We start from the raw sequence: 15,516 nt of genomic DNA, 5'->3' as shown, positions 1-15,516 counted from the left end.
TTTTTATAGGTTTGTTTTTCTTATGTCCGGGTATATGACGGTTGGTTGAGGTTTTGCGGTAATGTGGGGTACAGGTTTTGTTGCTGCGCGTAAAAATTGAGGGGGGGCGCCGGCTGGGGCGGGGCCCCGCCTGTCCTACTTCGGATGTCCTACTTCAGACGAGACTCGGTGTCAGGCGCCGGTCTTGTCAGCGGACTTGTCGTTGGCCTGGGCGCAGACCGCGTCGTAGTTGACGGTCGTCGAGCCGCCGCCGACGATCCCGAACCTGACGGTCCCGGCCTTGAGGCCGTCCGACGCACCGGTGAAGGTGCTGGACCTGGTGCCCTCCGAGGCGAAGTCGAGCTCCTCGGACTTCACCACGGTGCCGTTGAGGCTCCAGGTGACGGTGACCTTGATCGGACCGGTGGCGTAGACGCTGCCGGTGCCGGTGACCGAACCCGCCGGGCAGCCGGCCGCGACCTGCTTGGCCGACGTGCCCTCCTGGATCCAGGCCTTGGAGTCCGGGGTCGGCACCTTGCAGGTGACCTTGCCCTGGACGGTGCCGCTGCTCGGGCCACCGTAGATCTCGATCGAGCGCCTGCTGGTCCCGGACGCCGAGGCGCTCCAGGAGTCGCTCACGCTGCGGCTCTGGTAGCCGTGACCGCCGAAGTAGACGCTCTCCCAGCTACCCGGGACACCGTCGCGGACCCAGCGGTACTTCACGTGGCCACGGCCGTACGAAGCGCTGATCGTGCCGGTGAAGGAGCGGGTGACCGGGCAGGTGCCCTCGTAGTTCGCCGGAGCGTCGACGGAGGCCGAGACCTTCGGCGACGAGTCCCCGCACCAGATCTTGAAGTAGGCGCGGTTGGAGGAGCTCTCCACCGGGTCGATGATCTGCAGAGCCGCCCAGCCCCGCAGGCTCTCGCGCGGCCTGATCACGTGGTAGACCTTGCGCGACCCGTCGACGCGGACGGCGTCGCGGTCGATGACGCGGCCGTTGACGACCCACTGGTAACGCACCCAGCGCGAGCTGGAGGAGGAGATGCGACCGATGAGGGTGGCCTCGCAGTTGCCCTCGTCGACCCAGATCCGGGCGCCGACGCTGCCGGTGTTGACGACTTCCTTGCCGCCGTCCCAGTCGTCACCGCAGGAGATCCTGAAGTAACCCTTGGCGGAGGTGACCTTGCGCGGGGCCAGGACCTGGACGGCCTCCCAGCCCTTGAGGTCGCCGCCCTTGAAGGTCGACGACTCCTTCACCGTGACGGTCTTGACGCCCTTGCCCGTGAGGGTGAACGACTTGACCGCGCTCTTGGTGCCGTTGCCGCGCAGGAAGCGGTAGACGACCTTGGTCTTGCCCCCGTAGGCCTTGACCTTGATCCTGGAGGAGAAGGTCACCCGGGTGGGGCACTCGTCGGAGTTCGACGGGGAGGCCTTGGTCTGGCTCACCGAGACGGCGGGCCTGGGGGTGGCTGCCGCCGCCCCCGCCTGGTTGGAACCACTGGCCGCCGCTGCGGGCGAGGCCAGAAGCCCTGCCGCCATGGTCGCCAGCATGGCCGCGCTGGCTCCTACGGCGGCTAGCTTACGAGCTAGTCCGGACATGAGGGGATGCTCCGTTTCGTTAGGAACGAGAGTGCGCTCCGGAGACGGTTGCCGCCCCGACACCAGCTGTGCCGGGCCCCACGGCAAAGCCTCGCTAAAGCTTCTTTACCTAACCATAAAACGGAACGATCTCTCAATACCCCCTCAGCATGGGAAATGTCTAGATGTTGTTAAGGTTTAGCTGCAGACCAGGCGATTCCGTCCAGAATGTCGTGTTCACTGACAACAACGTCGGTGAAACCGTACCTTTCCATAATTCGGGCCAGAATCAGGGCCCCGGCGCCGATCACGTCGACCCGGCCCGGATGCATGACCCCGATGGCCGCCCGCTCGTCGTGGGTCATCTCCAGCAGGCGCTCGGAAACCTTCTGCACCTGATTCGCCGGAATTCGTGAGTGATGAATTTTATCCGGATCATATCCAGGCAGGTCAAGAGCTATTCCGGCGACAGTGGTGACAGAACCCGCGAGACCGACCATTGTGAGCGCCCGCTCCACCGGGATTTCCCCGGAGACCCGGTCGAGCGCCTCGTCGATGTCGGCGACCACGGCCTCGACCACCTCGGCCGGCGGCGGGCTGCCCGCCTCGCGCAGGTGCCGCTCGGTCAGCCGGACGCAGCCGATGTCCACCGACAGCGCGGCCTCCACGTGCGTGGACCCGAGCACGAACTCGGTGGAACCGCCGCCGATGTCGACCACAAGGTATGGCGGGCGGGTGCCGTCGGGGGTGGGCAGGCCGGTCTCGGGCGAGAGCCGCACCAGATCACGGGTGGCGCCGACGAACGACAGCTCCGCCTCTTCGGCTCCCGTGACCACCTCGGGCTCCACGCCGAAGATCTCGCGCACGCCGTCCACGAACTCCTGCCGGTTGGCGGCGTCTCTGGTGGCGCTGGTGGCCACCACGCGGACCGCGCGGGCGCCATGGCGGTCGATGAGCTCGGCGTAGCGGCGCATCGCGGCGAAGGTGCGCTCCAGGGCCTCCGGGGCCAGCCGGCCGGTCCGGTCCACCCCCTCGCCGAGCCGGACGATCTCCATCAGCCGCTCGACGTCGGTCAGGGTGTCGGCCTCGATGTCCGCGATGAGCAGGCGGACGGAATTGGTGCCACAGTCGATGGCCGCGACGCGGGTCACTTGGTCTCCTCTTCTTCTTGTGTTTCCTCGGTGCCGACGGCGCAGCAGGGCCCGTCGGCCCACCACTCACCGAGCGCGTCGAGGGCCTCACGGCCGAAGGGGTTGCCGCCGGGCACCGCCAGCTCGTGGCCGACCAGGGCGTGCAGGCACTTAACCCGGTTGGGCATGCCCCCGGTGCTCTGCATGTCCCTCGGCAGCGGCTCCAGGCCGTCCTCGGCGGCGGCCTTGTCACGGCGCGCGATGTAGTCGTCGTGGGCGGCCTGGTACGCCTGGGCCAGGGCGGGGTCCTCGGCCAGCCTCGCCTGCATCTGCCGCATCATCCCGGAGGTCTCCAGGGTGCCGATGGCCGAGGCGGCCCTCGGGCAGGTCAGATAGAACAGCGTCGGGAACGGCGAGCCGTCGGGCAGCCGGGGCGCGGTCTCCACCACGTCGGGCAGCCCGCACGGGCAGCGGTGCGCCACCGCCCGCAGACCTCGCGGCGTCCGGCCGAGCTGCCGCTCCACCGCCGCCACGTCGCGCTCATCCACCATTCGTGACACACCCCCTGAGAAGACGACACCCAGGTTATCGGGGTCACCCCGCGGCCCCGGCCGCCTTCTGCCCCTTCCCGGTGTCGGCCGCCTCAACCGACTCCCAGAGCGTCTCGTACCACGGGGGCCCGACCGCCTTCTTCTCCCCCGCCGTGCCCTTGCCCGCCGAGGGTTCCCTGCCCATGACGACGAAGCACTTGTGACCGGGATCGCAGTAGTAGAGCCGCTCCCTGGCCTGCCGCTTGATGTAGCCGGGGTCCTGGAGCTGCTTGCGGCGGTCGTCGAGGGCCTTGATGGCCTCCAGCTCCCTGGTCTGCTGCTGCTGGAGCTGGGCGATCTGGCGGCGCTGCGCGATGTATTCCCTGACCGGGTAGGCGAGGCTCATGGCGATCGCGCACACCACGATCGCCAGGATCGCGGCCCGCCCCGTCAGCTGCGGCCGTTTCGCCATACGCCTCTCCCGTCTGTGCTCTCCGCCGTGCCGTACGCGACGGTCCGGGCGCCCGGCCGGGGTCGCGCCACGGCCGGCTGTCACCGGGTGGGCTTCCCCGTGCCGCGGCCCGGACTCCGGCGCCGGGCGGTCTCTTCCGCGGTACGGCTCGCGCCCGGCCAGATCGGGCGCAAGCCGTAGGGTGCGAAACTACCGCTGGAAACGCGGGAACGCCGCGCGACCCGCGTAACGGGCGGCGTCGTCGAGAAGCTCCTCGATCCGCAGGAGCTGGTTGTACTTGGCCACGCGGTCGGAGCGGGCCGGGGCGCCGGTCTTGATCTGGCCGCAGTTGGTGGCCACGGCGAGGTCGGCGATCGTGGTGTCCTCGGTCTCGCCGGAACGGTGGCTCATCATGCAGCGGTAGCCGCTGCGGTGGGCCAGGTCCACGGCGTCGAGGGTCTCGGTCAGGGTGCCGATCTGGTTGACCTTGACCAGCAGCGCGTTGGCGGTGCCCTCGGCGATGCCGCGGGACAGCCGCTCGGGGTTGGTCACGAACAGGTCGTCGCCGACGAGCTGGACCTTGTCGCCGAGCGCCTTGGTGATGGCGTTCCAGCCCTCCCAGTCGTCCTCGTTCAGCGGGTCCTCGATGGAGACGAGCGGGTAGCTCGCGACCAGGTCCTCGTAGAAGGCGATCAGCTCGGCGGCCGACAGGCCCTTGCCGTCGATGGTGTAGACGCCGTCCTTGTGGAACTCGGAGGCGGCCACGTCGAGCGCCAGCGCGACGTCCTCGCCGGGCACGTAGCCGGCCTTCTCGATGGCGACCAGGATCAGGTCCAGCGCGTCGCGGTTGGAGGGCAGGTTCGGCGCGAAGCCGCCCTCGTCGCCCAGGCCGGTGGCGTAGCCCTTCTCCTTCAGCACGGCCTTGAGCGCGTGGTAGACCTCGGTGCCCATCCGCACGGCCTCGCGGAACGACCCGGCGCCGATCGGCGCGATCATGAACTCCTGGATGTCCACGTTGGTGTCGGCGTGCGCGCCGCCGTTGAGGATGTTCATCATCGGGACCGGCAGCACGTGCGCGTTGGGACCGCCGAGGTAGCGGAACAGCGGCAGTTCGGCGCTCTCGGCGGCGGCCTTGGCCACGGCCAGGGAGACGCCCAGGATGGCGTTGGCGCCCAGCCGGGCCTTGTTGGGCGTGCCGTCCAGGTCGATCATGACCTGGTCGATGCTGCGCTGCTCGGCGGCGTCGAACCCGACGATCTCGTCGGCGATCTCGTCGGTCACGCCGAGGACGGCCTTCTCCACGCCCTTGCCGCCGTAACGCTCATCGCCGTCACGCAGCTCCACGGCCTCGAACTGGCCGGTGGAGGCGCCGCTCGGGACCGCGGCGCGACCTTCGCTGCCGTCGTCCAGCAGGATGTCGACCTCGACCGTCGGGTTGCCCCTGGAGTCAAGGATCTCGCGGGCGGTGACGCCCTCGATGGAAGCCACGAAGCGCTCCTAAAGTCGCAGGACAGTTTGCCTCAGAAGCCTATCGAGGACTACTTGTCGGTATGGCGGCCGCCGTCCCCACCAGCCAGGCGGTGTGATCCAATCAGAGGCATGAGCGATCTCACCGCGCTCGACCGGATCCGCGAGCTGCTGGACCCCGCCCTGCCCGAGCCCTCCACCGGCCACGGCTATCTGGACCTGCTCGGCGAGGAGCGCGTCGACGCGTCACCGGCCCAGCGGCTCATGCGCTCGGGATTCCTGCCGAGGATCTACGAGCGGGTCTGGCGGCCCGCGCTGATCGGGGCGATGAAGGGCCCGCTCGGGCCCGACACCCGGCAGGAGGTGGCGCTGGTCCGGGGGATGCTCGCGCTCGGGCCCGCCGACCAGGTGCTGGACGTGGCCTGCGGCCCCGGCAACGTGACCCGGGCCCTGGCCCGCGACATCGACGGCGGGCTGGTGGTGGGGATCGACGCCTCGGCGCCGATGCTCGCCCGCGCGGTCCGCGACACCCGGTCGGGCAGTGTCGGCTACGTGCGCGCGGACGCCGTCGACCTGCCCTTCCGGCCCGCGAGCTTCGACGCGGTGTGCTGCCTGGCCGCGCTCTACCTGTTCGCCCGGCCCTTCGACGCCCTGGCGGAGATGGCCCGGGTGCTCAGGCCCGGCGGCCGGATCGCCGTCATGACGACCCGGCGGCTGCCGCTGGCCGGCCCGCTCAACGACGTGGCGGGCGCCCTCTCGGGGGTGCGCATGTTCGGCGACCACGAGGTGACCGACGCCCTGGCCCGGCTCGGTTTCTCCGGGGTCCGGCACCGGGTCTACGGGCTCACCCAGTTCGTGAGCGGCCGCCTGACCTGACCGGGCCCCGGCCCCGGCGGCGTCAGGAGGCGCCGCCCGCCTCCCAGGCGCGGACCCGGTCGCGGTAGGCCCGGGCGGCGGCGCGCAGCTCGGCCTCCGGGTCGAGACCGGCCGCGCGCGCCTGCCGTACGAGCTCGAACAGGCGCGCCCCCAGGTCCTCGGCGGGCGGCCCGGAGGGGAGGTCTGCGGGGGCTCCGGCGCGCTCGGCGCGCCGCAGGAGCTGGGCGGCGAGGGAGAGCGCGGGCTGGCCCATCGGGACGCCGTCCAGGACCGACCCCGAGTCGCCGTCGTTCTTGGCCGCGCGCTCGGCCGCCTTGATGGTCTCCCAGTTGTCGCTGACCTCCTCGGCGCCCTCGACCCGGGTGTCGGCGAACACGTGCGGGTGGCGGCGGACGAGCTTGGCGACGATCCCCTCGGCGACGTCGTCGATGTCGAAGCCGCCGTCGCGGTCGCGGGCGACCCGCGCGTGGAAGGCCACCTGGAGGAGCAGGTCGCCCAGCTCCTCGCGCAGGGCCGCGTAGTCGCCCTCCTCAATGGTCTCCAGCACCTCGTAGGCCTCTTCGAGGAGGTAGGGCACCAGCGACTCGTGGGTCTGCTTGGCGTCCCACGGGCACTCGGTCCGGAGCCGGTCCATCACCGCGACCAGATCCAGCAGCCTCGCCCCCGGCAGGTCGTAGGAGCCCGGCACGACCTCGATCACCGGCGGGTCGTCGAGCGCCACCGCGGCGTAGCCGATGGAGCGCATCAGCGCCTCGTCGGCCTCCAGCCACACGACGGTCCCGGCGCACGCCTCCCGGACCAGGGCGGCCGGGTCCGGCGTCACGACCTCGACGGCGACCCCGGCCTCGGCGAGGTAGGGCAGGTACGGATGACCGGCCGACCCGGTGCGCACCGGCCCCTCCTCGAGAACCTGCCACGCGCGGCGGCTGAGCAGCCCCGGGGCGACCCGGGGCGAGGTGGTGACGACGATCAGGGGCATGCCACCGAGGTTACTGCTGCGGCGCGGCCACGGCGGAGCTCGCGCCGAAGCGGCCGCTGTCGAGGAAGAGGCTCGGCTGCTCCTGGCTCGGCTGCGCGTTGATCTTGCCGTAGCGCGGGTTCCAGGTGATCTTCACGGACTCCAGGTCCTTGATCGCCTGCTGCTGGCCCCGCTGGAGGGCCGCCTGGTCGCTGCCGCCGCCGTATTTGGCCATCAGCTTGGTGATCATCAGCTTCGCCCGGGTGAAGTCACGCAGGTGCGAGGGCGCCACGGCCTGCTGGAGCATCTGCTGTTCGTACTGGGCCAGGCCGCCGGTGGAGGTGATGAGCTGGTCGACCTCGGCCTCGGTGGCCGTGATGCCCTTGCTCTCGGCCACCTTGGTGTATTGCTTGGCGGTGGCCAGCTGGAAGAGCACGACCTGCGGGACGCTGCCGGGGAACTGCAGCTGCGAGGCGGAGACGTTGGCCTTGGCCAGCGCCGCCTCGAACTCCCGCACGTTGCTGTCCAGCTGGCTGGAGCTGATCCGCTCCCCGCCCACGATGGCGGCGGCGCCGGCCTGCTCCGCAGAGCAGGCGGTCAGCGCGACACCCGCGGCGGCGACCGCCAGGATGACACGCACTCGAGTCGACTTCACATGCGATCCCTTCACGACAACGCCGCTCATTTTACCGGCACGTTCTCCAGGAACATCGCCTGGACCAGGTCGCCGCACCACTTGAGCAGCTCCAGGTCGCGCAGCGGCTGACCGCCGAGCGGCCTGGTCTTGGGCACGGGCACCAGCAACGTACCGCTCGCCTGCTTCAGCAGCGCCTTCGGGTACAGGCGCTGGAGCCTGACCTGCTGGGAGTCCCTGAGCGAGACCGGAGCGAACCTGATGTGCTGGCCCTGCAGCGTGACGTCGGTCAGCCCCGCCCGGCGGGCGCGGATCCGGAAGCGGGCGACCTCCAGCAGGTTCTCCACCTCCTGGGGCGGCCTGCCGTACCGGTCGACGAGCTCGTCGCGCACCTCGGCGATCTGGACGTCGGCGTCGATCCCGGCGATCCGCTTGTACGCCTCCAGGCGCAGCCGCTCGGAGGTCACGTAGTCGTGCGGGATGTGCGCGTTGATCGGCAGCTCGACCTTGACCTCCGGCCGCTCCTCCTCCGCCGTGCCGCCGGACAGCTTGGCCTTCTGCTCCTGCACGGCCTCGGCCATCATCCGCACGTAGAGGTCGAAGCCGACGCCCGCGATGAAGCCCGACTGCTCGGCGCCCAGGATGTTGCCCGCGCCGCGGATCTCCAGGTCCTTCATCGCGACGTACATGCCCGCGCCCATCTCCGTGTGCTGGGAGATGGTGGCCAGGCGCTCGTGGGCGGTCTCGGTGAGCGGCTTCTCCGGCGGGTACAGGAAGTAGGCGTAGCCGCGCTCGCGGCCCCGGCCGACCCGGCCGCGGAGCTGGTGGAGCTGGGACAGGCCGTAGTTGTCGGCCCGGTCCACGATCAGCGTGTTGGCGTTGGGCACGTCGAGGCCGGACTCGACGATCGTGGTGGAGACCAGCACGTCGAAGTCGCGCTCCCAGAAGCCCACCATGATCTTTTCGAGCTGGTGCTCGTTCATCTGGCCGTGCGCGACGGCGATCCGGGCCTCGGGCACGAGCTCGCGCAGCATGGCCGCGACCTTGTTGATGCTGGAGACGCGGTTGTGGACGAAGAAGACCTGGCCGTCGCGCATCAGCTCGCGCCGGATCGCGGCGCCGATCTGCTTGTTGTCGTAGGGGCCGACGAAGGTCAGGATCGGGTGCCGCTCCTCCGGTGGGGTGAGGATCGTCGACATCTCGCGGATGCCGGTCAGCCCCATCTCCAGCGTGCGCGGGATCGGCGTGGCGGACATGGCCAGCACGTCGACCTGGGTCCGCATGTGTTTCATGGCCTCCTTGTGCTCGACGCCGAAGCGCTGCTCCTCGTCGATGATGATCAGACCCAGCTCCTTGAACCTGACCTCCGGCGAGAACAGCCGGTGCGTGCCGATCACCACGTCCACCGAGCCCTCGCGCAGCCCTTCCAGCGTCGCCTTGACCTCGGAGTCGGTCTGGAAGCGCGACATCGGCCTGACGTTCAGCGGGAACCCGGAGAACCGCTCGGCGAAGGTGGACAGGTGCTGCTGGACCAGCAGCGTGGTCGGCACCAGCACCGCCACCTGCTTGCCGTCCTGCACCGCCTTGAACGCCGCCCGCACCGCGATCTCGGTCTTGCCGTAGCCGACGTCGCCGCAGACCAGCCGGTCCATCGGGACTCCGCGCTCCATGTCGCGCTTGACCTCGTCGATGGCCTCCAGCTGGTCGCCGGTCTCGGCGTAGGGGAAGGCGTCCTCCATCTCCCGCTGCCACGGCGTGTCGGGCCCGAAGGCGTGCCCGGGCGAGGCCATCCGGGCGGAGTAGAGCCGGATCAGCTCCCCGGCGATCTCCTTGACCGCCTTCTTCGCCTTGGTCTTGGCCTTGGCCCAGTCGGCGCCGCCCATCCGGTTGAGCGTGGGCGACTCGCCGCCGACGTAGCGGGTGACCTCGTCGAGCTGGTCGGTCGGCACGTAGAGCCGGTCGCCCTTGGCGTATTCGATCACCAGGTATTCGCGGGTGGCGCCCTGCACGGTCCGCTGCACCATCTCGATGTAGCGGCCCACGCCGTGCTGCTCGTGCACCACGTGGTCGCCGACCTTGAGCTGGAGCGGGTCGACCATGTTGCGCCGCTTGGAGGGCAGCCGCCGCATGTCCTTGGTGGAGGCCTTCTGCCCGACCAGGTCCAGGTGGGTCAGCACGGCCAGTCCGGGGCTGACGAAGCCGTGCTCGATCAGGCCGGTGCTGACGTGGACGACCTTCGCGTCCGGTGCCCGGTCGAGCGCGCGCTCCAGCCGGGCGGGCAGGTCCACGCCCTTGAGCAGCTCGACCATCCGCTCCGCGGGGCCGTGGCCCTCGCTGAGCAGCACGACGACCTTGCCCTCCTCCAGCCAGCCCTTGATGTCGCCCAGGGCCCGCTGGGTGTCGCCGCGGTAGGCCTCCGACTCGCGCGCCTGCAGGACCAGCCCGTCGCCGGGGCCGTCGCCGCCGAACGGCGCGATCGACCACCAGGGCTGGCCGAGCTCCCGGGCGTGGTCGCGGACCTCCTCCAGCGTGCGGAACGCCGCCGCCTCCAGGTCGATCGGCGCCTCTCCCCCGGAGGCCGCGTTGATCCAGGACGCCTCCAGGAACTCCTGGCTGGTCCGCACCAGCTCGTCGGCGCGGCCGCGGATGCGCTCGGGGTCGCACACGAACACCGCCGCCTGCGCCGGCAGGTGGTCGACGAGCAGGTCCATCTCCCCGGCGAGCACCGGCGCGAACGCCTCCATGCCCTCCATCGGGACGCCCTCGGCGAGCTGGTCCAGGATCTCCGCCAGCGCCGGATACCGCTCGGCGAGCTCCCGCGCCCGCTCCCTGACCTCCTCCGTCAGCAGCAGCTCGCGGCAGGGGGCCGCGAACAGCCCCTCCTCGGCCACCTCCAGCGACCGCTGGTCGGCGACCTTGAACCAGCGGATCTCCTCGACGCTGTCGCCCCAGAACTCCAGCCGCAGCGGATGCTCCTCGGTGGGCGGGAAGACGTCCAGCAGGCCGCCCCGGACGGCCACCTCACCGCGCTTCTCCACCATGTCGACCCGGTTGTAGCCGTTCTCGACGAGCCTGTGGACGACGTCTTCGAGGTCGGCGTCGTCCCCGGCGCGCAGCCGTACCGGCCGCAGGTCGCCCAGGCCCCGCACGATCGGCTGGAGCACCGCCCGGACCGGCGCGACGATCACCTGCAGCGGGCCCGCCGCGGCGTCGCCCTCGACCGGGTGGGCCAGTCTGCGCAGTACGGCGAGCCGCTGGCCCACGGTGTCGCTGCGCGGCGACAGGCGCTCGTGCGGCAGCGTCTCCCAGGCCGGGAAGACGGCGATCGTGCCGGGGTCGAGGAGGCTGGTGAGCGCCGCGGCGAGGTCCTCGGCCTCGCGCCCGGTGGCGGTCACCGCGAGAACGGCCCGGCCCCCGTTCTTGGCCCCCTCCCGGGCCAGCGCGGCCACGGTGAACGGCCGCAGCGCGGGCGGCGCGATCATCGACCCGTCGGAGGAGTCTCCCCCTCGGACGTCCTCAAGAACGGAAGCCAGCTTCGGCTCCCCGGCGACAAGGTCCAGCAGTCCGGAAAGGCTCATCAGATTCGCCCACAGCCCCACGACGGCAACACGACAGGCCCCCGGCCGGTGCGGCACGGGGGGTACCCCCCAAGGCTACTTGCCCGGGGACCCTCTCCCGTAGGGAGATCACTTCTGTGAGGAGGGGGAAATGCGCGACGAATCGTGTTGAGTTGACTACTCTTAGTCATATGTCAGAGGTACGGTCGGTCGTCACGCGAGACGACATGTTCAGCCGGCGGATCCGTGAGCAGTGGACGGGCCAGTCGGGCCGGCGACTCGACGTCCTGATCGCCGGATGCGGGTGGCCCGAGCCGCTGGAGCTGGAGCTGGACCAGATGGAGGCGCGGGTCATCGGGATCGACGAGGACCTGCCGGCCCTGCGGGCCAGCACGTCCGCGCGCAAGGATCTCGACTCCTGGGCGCTGGGGGACCTGCGGTCGGTGCCGGTGCCGCCGCGCTCCTTCGACATCGTCCACGTGTCGTTCCTGCTGGAGCGGATCGAGCATCCCGAGCTGGTGCTCGACCGGCTGCTCACCGGGCTGCGGCCGGGCGGGCTGCTGCTGCTGCAGATGCGCGACCGGGCCTCGGCCTACGGGGCGTGCGACCGGCTGCTGCCCGCGGCGCTGCGGCGGACGCTGTGGCACAGGTTCGCCCCCTCCGGCACCGTGGGCCCGCTGCCTCCCTTCTACGGACAGATCACCTCGCGCGAGGGGATGCACTCCTTCTGCCTGACGCGCGGGCTCATGGTGACCGACGACACCTCGGCCACGAGCGGACCGGCGCTGAGGGGGCCGCTGGGCAGGCTGGCCCGCGCCGCCTGCTCGGCGATGGAGACCTTCTCCAGGGGACGGTGGCCCGCCTCGCACGATGAGATCATCATGGTCATCCGCAAACCCCACAGCCACTTCGCCCGGCTGATCTGAGAGTCGGCGGGCTGGTGCGGGGGAGACGGAGTAGGTAAGCTGACGAAATCCGACTAATTCGATCGGGATTGTGGAGCAGATGACGGCGCCTTTCGAGTGGACCCCCGACGCGCGCGAGCTGGCCGATCTGGAGCTGCTGCTCTCTGGCGCCTTCCAGCCGCTGACGGGCTTCCTGAGCTCGGCGGACGCACACGCCGTGGCCGAGCACGGCACCCTGGCCGACGGCACCCCGTGGCCCGCGCCCGTGACGTTCGCCCTGCCCGACGACCACCCCGCCGTCCCCGGTGACCGGATCACGCTGCGCGACCCCGAGGGCGTGGCACTGGCCGTGCTGACCGTCACCGACCGGCGGGACGGTCACGTCGCCGGCCCGGTGGAGGCCCTCGACGCGCCCGAGCACGGGCCGTTCGCCCGGCTGCGCCGCACCCCGGCGGAGGTCCGCGCGGAGCTGGCCGGCCGGGAGGTGCTGGCGGTCACGATGCGCGGACCGCTGGACGACCTGGCGGAGATCAAGGCGACCGCCGAGGAGCTGGGCGCGGCCGTCCTGCTGCTCCCGCTGGCCTTCGGCGAGGGCGGCCCCGCGGTGGTCCGCGCCGCTCTCAAGGCCCGCGACCTGCTGCCCGACGGCACCGTGGTGGCCGTGGTGCCGCTCGCCCCCCGCGAGGAGCCCAGCATCGACCTGGAGCTGCGCGAGCACGTGGCCGAGGCCTACGGCGCGACCGAGCACCTGGCCGGCCCCGAGCCGGTGACGCTCCCCGGGCCGCCGCACCGGCGGGGGCTGGTGGTCTTCTTCACCGGCCTGTCGGGCTCCGGCAAGTCCACCGTCGCCCGCGGGCTGAGAGACGCGCTGCTGGAGCGCGGCAGCCGCACGATCACCTACCTCGACGGCGACGTGGTCCGTCACCTGCTGTCGGCGGGGCTGAGCTTCTCCAAGCAGGACCGCGACCTCAACATCCGCCGGATCGGGTTCGTCGCCGCCGAGGCCGCCAGGCACGGCGGGCTGGCGATCTGCGCCCCCATCGCCCCCTACGCCGCCACCCGCGACGAGGTCCGCGCGATGGTCGAGGCCGTCGGCGCCGACTTCCTGCTGGTCCACGTGGCCACCCCGCTGGCCGAGTGCGAGCGCCGCGACCGCAAGGGGCTCTACGCCAAGGCCAGGGCCGGGCTCATCCCCGAGTTCACCGGCGTCTCCGACCCCTACGAGGAGCCCGACGACGCCGACCTGGTCATCGACACCACCTCGATCAGCGTGGAGCGGGCCGTCCAGCAGGTGCTCGACCCCCTGGTCCAGGGCGGGTGGGTCCGCTGAGGCGACGGGCCCGCTGAGACGACGGGCCCGCCGGGATGACGGACCGGCACGGCGAGCGAGACGAGAAGAGAAGGGATAACGGCCCGTGGACATCGACTTCCCCCTGGCCGCGGGGTCGTTCCTCGTCGCGATCGTCGTCGGCCTGACCGGCATGGGCGGCGGCGCGCTGATGACGCCGATGATGATGCTGTTCTTCAACGTGCCGCCCCTGGCGGCCGTCTCCAGCGACCTGGTCGCCTCGGCCGTGATGAAGCCGGTGGGCGGGGCCGTCCACATGCGGCGGGGCACGGTCAACCTGCGGCTGGTCGGCTGGCTGTGCGCGGGCTCGGTGCCGGCGGCCTTCTGCGGGGTGCTGGTGGCCCGGGCCTTCGGGGACGGCGAGCAGATCCAGCAGACGATCAAATACGCCCTGGGCGTCGCGCTGCTGCTGGCCGTCGCGGGGCTGGTCGCCAAGGCCTGGCTCGCACGCCGCGAGGGGGGCGTCTCGGCGGACCTCGGTGAGATCGTCGTGCGCCCATTTCCGACCTTACTGGTCGGTACGGTCGGTGGCCTGGTCGTCGGCATCTCGTCCGTGGGCTCGGGGTCCCTGATCATCGTGGCGCTGCTCGCGCTCTATCCCGCACTGAAGGCCAACCAGCTCGTCGGCACCGACCTGGTCCAGGCCGTCCCGCTGGTCGTCTCGGCCGCGCTCGGGCACCTGCTGTTCGGCGACTTCCAGCTCGACGTCACCGCCTCGCTGCTGGCCGGCTCGATCCCCGGCGTCTATCTGGGCGCGCGGATCTCGGCCTGGGCGCCCGGCGGAGTCATCCGGGCGCTGCTGGCGGTGGTGCTGCTGGCGTCGGCGCTGAAGCTCCTCGGCGTGGGCAACACCGCCACGCTCTGGATCCTGGCCGGCGCCGTGGCGGCCGGGGCCGCCGGATGGTCACTTCTCAGGGACCGCGGTGGCCTGGAGGTAGGGGTCGCCGGCGAGGTCGGAGAAGGATCTCAGGCCGCCGGCGGTGGTGTCGAAACGGGTGTCCCCTCGCGGGGCGCGCGGTGAGTCGAAGTAGACCAGCGCCTTGATCTGCGGATAGTCGCGCATCTCCCGGCGGACCGAGGAGAAGAACGACTCCTTGAACCCGGGCTGGCCGTGGCGCTCGAACACGCCCCACTCGGCGATCATGATGGGCTTCCCCGGGAAGCGCGACTGCATCCAGCGGTAGAACCCGGGCCACCCGGCGGACTCCTCGCGTGTCTTGTTGACCAGTCCGTCGAAGGTGTGCACCCGGCCGTCGACGTAGGGGTCCATCGCCACCCAGTCGACCACGTCGTCACCGGGGTAGAGCCGCTCGAACCAGGGCTTGGCCGCCCAGTTGGGCGCGCCCATGTAGGTCATGACCGTGACCGCGTTCGTGACGCCGCGCTGCCGCAGGCGCAGCACCACGTGCCGGAACATCGCGGAGTAGTCCTCGGCGGTCATCCCCGAGTCCGGGTCCTCCCGCACGTCGTCCTCCGGCTCGTGGTGGACGGTCAGGAAGAACCTCTCGGGGAAGGTCTTCCTGACATGGCCGGCCAGCCGGTCGATCCGCCGGTCCAGCGCGCCTGCGGCGATCTCCGCCCAGGTGCGGTCGGAGGACGGCTTCCAGTTGATCAGCAGGAGCCTGCGGCCGCCGGGGTCTCGCGCGATCTTCCGCTCCTCCCGGGTCGGGAAGAGCTCCGGGCCCCGGTGATAGAGGTGCATGATGCCGGCCGGACGGCCCATGCGCTCCTCGGCCCGCTCCAGCGCTCGCCGGGGAGGCAGGCCGGTGAAGATCTCCGGCGCGACCCCCCACCACGCCCCGCACGAGGGGATGAGCTTGGCGGTCACCTCACAGGCGGACGCCGACGGACGGGTGCCCGGCAGGCCGCCGGTCCGGGCCGTGACGCGCTCGGACGGCTCTTCGGAGACCACGGGGGGCCGGCCGCACGCGCTCATTCCCAGGGCCAGCGCCAGCGCCGCACCGGCGATTCTGTCCTTGCGGGACAATATCCCTAAAGCGGCATTTATCCGATGCAACGGTCCCTCACTGATGCTCCCATGCACGTTTCCCGACTTTACCCGGAGCCCACTTTCCCACCTCCTGGACGTGCCACGTCACGCAC

At 71.0% G+C, this 15,516-nt stretch carries 13 protein-coding genes; 4 read left to right on the top strand and 9 right to left on the bottom strand.

Annotation, left to right across the window (positions count from 1 at the left end; genetic code table 11):
• Positions 1-171 precede the first annotated feature (171 nt).
• From ACWDS7_RS22120 to eno, 5 genes are all read right to left on the bottom strand, one after another.
• On the bottom strand, positions 172-1,518 hold the full coding sequence (locus tag ACWDS7_RS22120) for a hypothetical protein (protein WP_451930791.1): 1,347 nt from the start codon (positions 1,516-1,518) through the stop codon (positions 172-174).
• 230 nt (positions 1,519-1,748) lie between these two features.
• Positions 1,749-2,708 carry a Ppx/GppA phosphatase family protein gene (locus ACWDS7_RS22115; RefSeq protein ID WP_306863745.1) on the bottom strand — a complete coding sequence of 320 codons (960 nt, stop codon included), beginning with the start codon at positions 2,706-2,708 and terminating at the stop codon, positions 1,749-1,751.
• Positions 2,705-3,238 carry a DUF501 domain-containing protein gene (locus ACWDS7_RS22110; RefSeq protein ID WP_451930790.1) on the bottom strand — a complete coding sequence of 178 codons (534 nt, stop codon included), beginning with the start codon at positions 3,236-3,238 and terminating at the stop codon, positions 2,705-2,707. The genes ACWDS7_RS22115 and ACWDS7_RS22110 overlap by 4 nt, the downstream gene beginning before the upstream one ends.
• Before the next feature lie 43 nt (positions 3,239-3,281).
• Positions 3,282-3,689, bottom strand: coding sequence for an FtsB family cell division protein (locus ACWDS7_RS22105; protein ID WP_306863741.1), 408 nt, complete (start codon positions 3,687-3,689; stop codon positions 3,282-3,284).
• A gap of 189 nt (positions 3,690-3,878) precedes the next feature.
• Entirely contained in the window at positions 3,879-5,156 is a 1,278-nt protein-coding gene (gene eno, locus ACWDS7_RS22100; protein WP_306863739.1) for a phosphopyruvate hydratase, read from the bottom strand.
• A gap of 111 nt (positions 5,157-5,267) precedes the next feature.
• On the opposite strand from eno, the gene ACWDS7_RS22095 reads away from it, so the two are divergent.
• Positions 5,268-6,011 carry a class I SAM-dependent methyltransferase gene (locus ACWDS7_RS22095; protein WP_306863737.1) on the top strand — a complete coding sequence of 248 codons (744 nt, stop codon included), beginning with the start codon at positions 5,268-5,270 and terminating at the stop codon, positions 6,009-6,011.
• Between the two features lie 22 nt (positions 6,012-6,033).
• On the opposite strand, the gene ACWDS7_RS22090 is transcribed toward ACWDS7_RS22095, so the two are convergent.
• From ACWDS7_RS22090 to mfd, 3 genes are read right to left on the bottom strand one after another with little or no spacing between them, the layout of a single operon-like run.
• Positions 6,034-6,990: a MazG family protein gene (locus ACWDS7_RS22090; RefSeq protein WP_451930789.1), complete on the bottom strand. Its 957-nt coding sequence runs from the start codon at positions 6,988-6,990 to the stop codon at positions 6,034-6,036.
• Positions 6,991-7,000: 10 nt separating this feature from the next.
• Positions 7,001-7,624 (bottom strand): SurA N-terminal domain-containing protein, encoded by a 624-nt coding sequence (locus tag ACWDS7_RS22085; protein ID WP_306863730.1) that lies wholly within the window; start codon positions 7,622-7,624, stop codon positions 7,001-7,003.
• Positions 7,625-7,650: 26 nt separating this feature from the next.
• Positions 7,651-11,181 carry a transcription-repair coupling factor gene (mfd, locus tag ACWDS7_RS22080; RefSeq protein ID WP_451930788.1) on the bottom strand — a complete coding sequence of 1,177 codons (3,531 nt, stop codon included), beginning with the start codon at positions 11,179-11,181 and terminating at the stop codon, positions 7,651-7,653.
• Between the two features lie 170 nt (positions 11,182-11,351).
• On the opposite strand from mfd, the gene ACWDS7_RS22075 reads away from it, so the two are divergent.
• From ACWDS7_RS22075 to ACWDS7_RS22065, 3 genes are all read left to right on the top strand, one after another.
• Entirely contained in the window at positions 11,352-12,086 is a 735-nt protein-coding gene (locus ACWDS7_RS22075; protein WP_451930787.1) for a class I SAM-dependent methyltransferase, read from the top strand.
• 79 nt (positions 12,087-12,165) lie between these two features.
• Positions 12,166-13,395 carry an adenylyl-sulfate kinase gene (gene cysC, locus ACWDS7_RS22070; protein WP_451930786.1) on the top strand — a complete coding sequence of 410 codons (1,230 nt, stop codon included), beginning with the start codon at positions 12,166-12,168 and terminating at the stop codon, positions 13,393-13,395.
• Between the two features lie 85 nt (positions 13,396-13,480).
• The gene (locus ACWDS7_RS22065; RefSeq protein WP_451930785.1) at positions 13,481-14,434 is read left to right on the top strand and encodes a sulfite exporter TauE/SafE family protein; all 954 of its coding nucleotides are present in this window, start codon (positions 13,481-13,483) and stop codon (positions 14,432-14,434) included.
• On the opposite strand, the gene ACWDS7_RS22060 is transcribed toward ACWDS7_RS22065, so the two are convergent.
• Entirely contained in the window at positions 14,318-15,400 is a 1,083-nt protein-coding gene (locus ACWDS7_RS22060; RefSeq protein ID WP_451930784.1) for a glycoside hydrolase family 26 protein, read from the bottom strand. The genes ACWDS7_RS22065 and ACWDS7_RS22060 overlap by 117 nt on opposite strands.
• Positions 15,401-15,516 lie beyond the last annotated feature (116 nt).

It is taken from the genome of Streptosporangium sp. NPDC003464 (genome assembly GCF_053588315.1).
The sequence above is the reverse complement of the archived record's forward strand: the minus strand, read 5'-3'. Positions and strand labels throughout refer to the sequence as shown.

Excerpts from the sequence above, each read along its gene's own strand:
- ACWDS7_RS22120 (WP_451930791.1), bottom strand. The coding sequence starts at position 1,518 with ATGGCGGCAGGGCTTCTGGCCTCGCCCGCAGCGGCGGCCAGTGGTTCC.
- ACWDS7_RS22110 (WP_451930790.1), bottom strand. The coding sequence starts at position 3,238 with ATGGTGGATGAGCGCGACGTGGCGGCGGTGGAGCGGCAGCTCGGCCGG.
- ACWDS7_RS22105 (WP_306863741.1), bottom strand. The coding sequence starts at position 3,689 with ATGGCGAAACGGCCGCAGCTGACGGGGCGGGCCGCGATCCTGGCGATC.
- ACWDS7_RS22095 (WP_306863737.1), top strand. The coding sequence starts at position 5,268 with ATGAGCGATCTCACCGCGCTCGACCGGATCCGCGAGCTGCTGGACCCC.
- ACWDS7_RS22090 (WP_451930789.1), bottom strand. The coding sequence starts at position 6,990 with ATGCCCCTGATCGTCGTCACCACCTCGCCCCGGGTCGCCCCGGGGCTG.
- mfd (WP_451930788.1), bottom strand. The coding sequence starts at position 11,181 with ATGAGCCTTTCCGGACTGCTGGACCTTGTCGCCGGGGAGCCGAAGCTG.
- ACWDS7_RS22075 (WP_451930787.1), top strand. The coding sequence starts at position 11,352 with ATGTCAGAGGTACGGTCGGTCGTCACGCGAGACGACATGTTCAGCCGG.
- cysC (WP_451930786.1), top strand. The coding sequence starts at position 12,166 with ATGACGGCGCCTTTCGAGTGGACCCCCGACGCGCGCGAGCTGGCCGAT.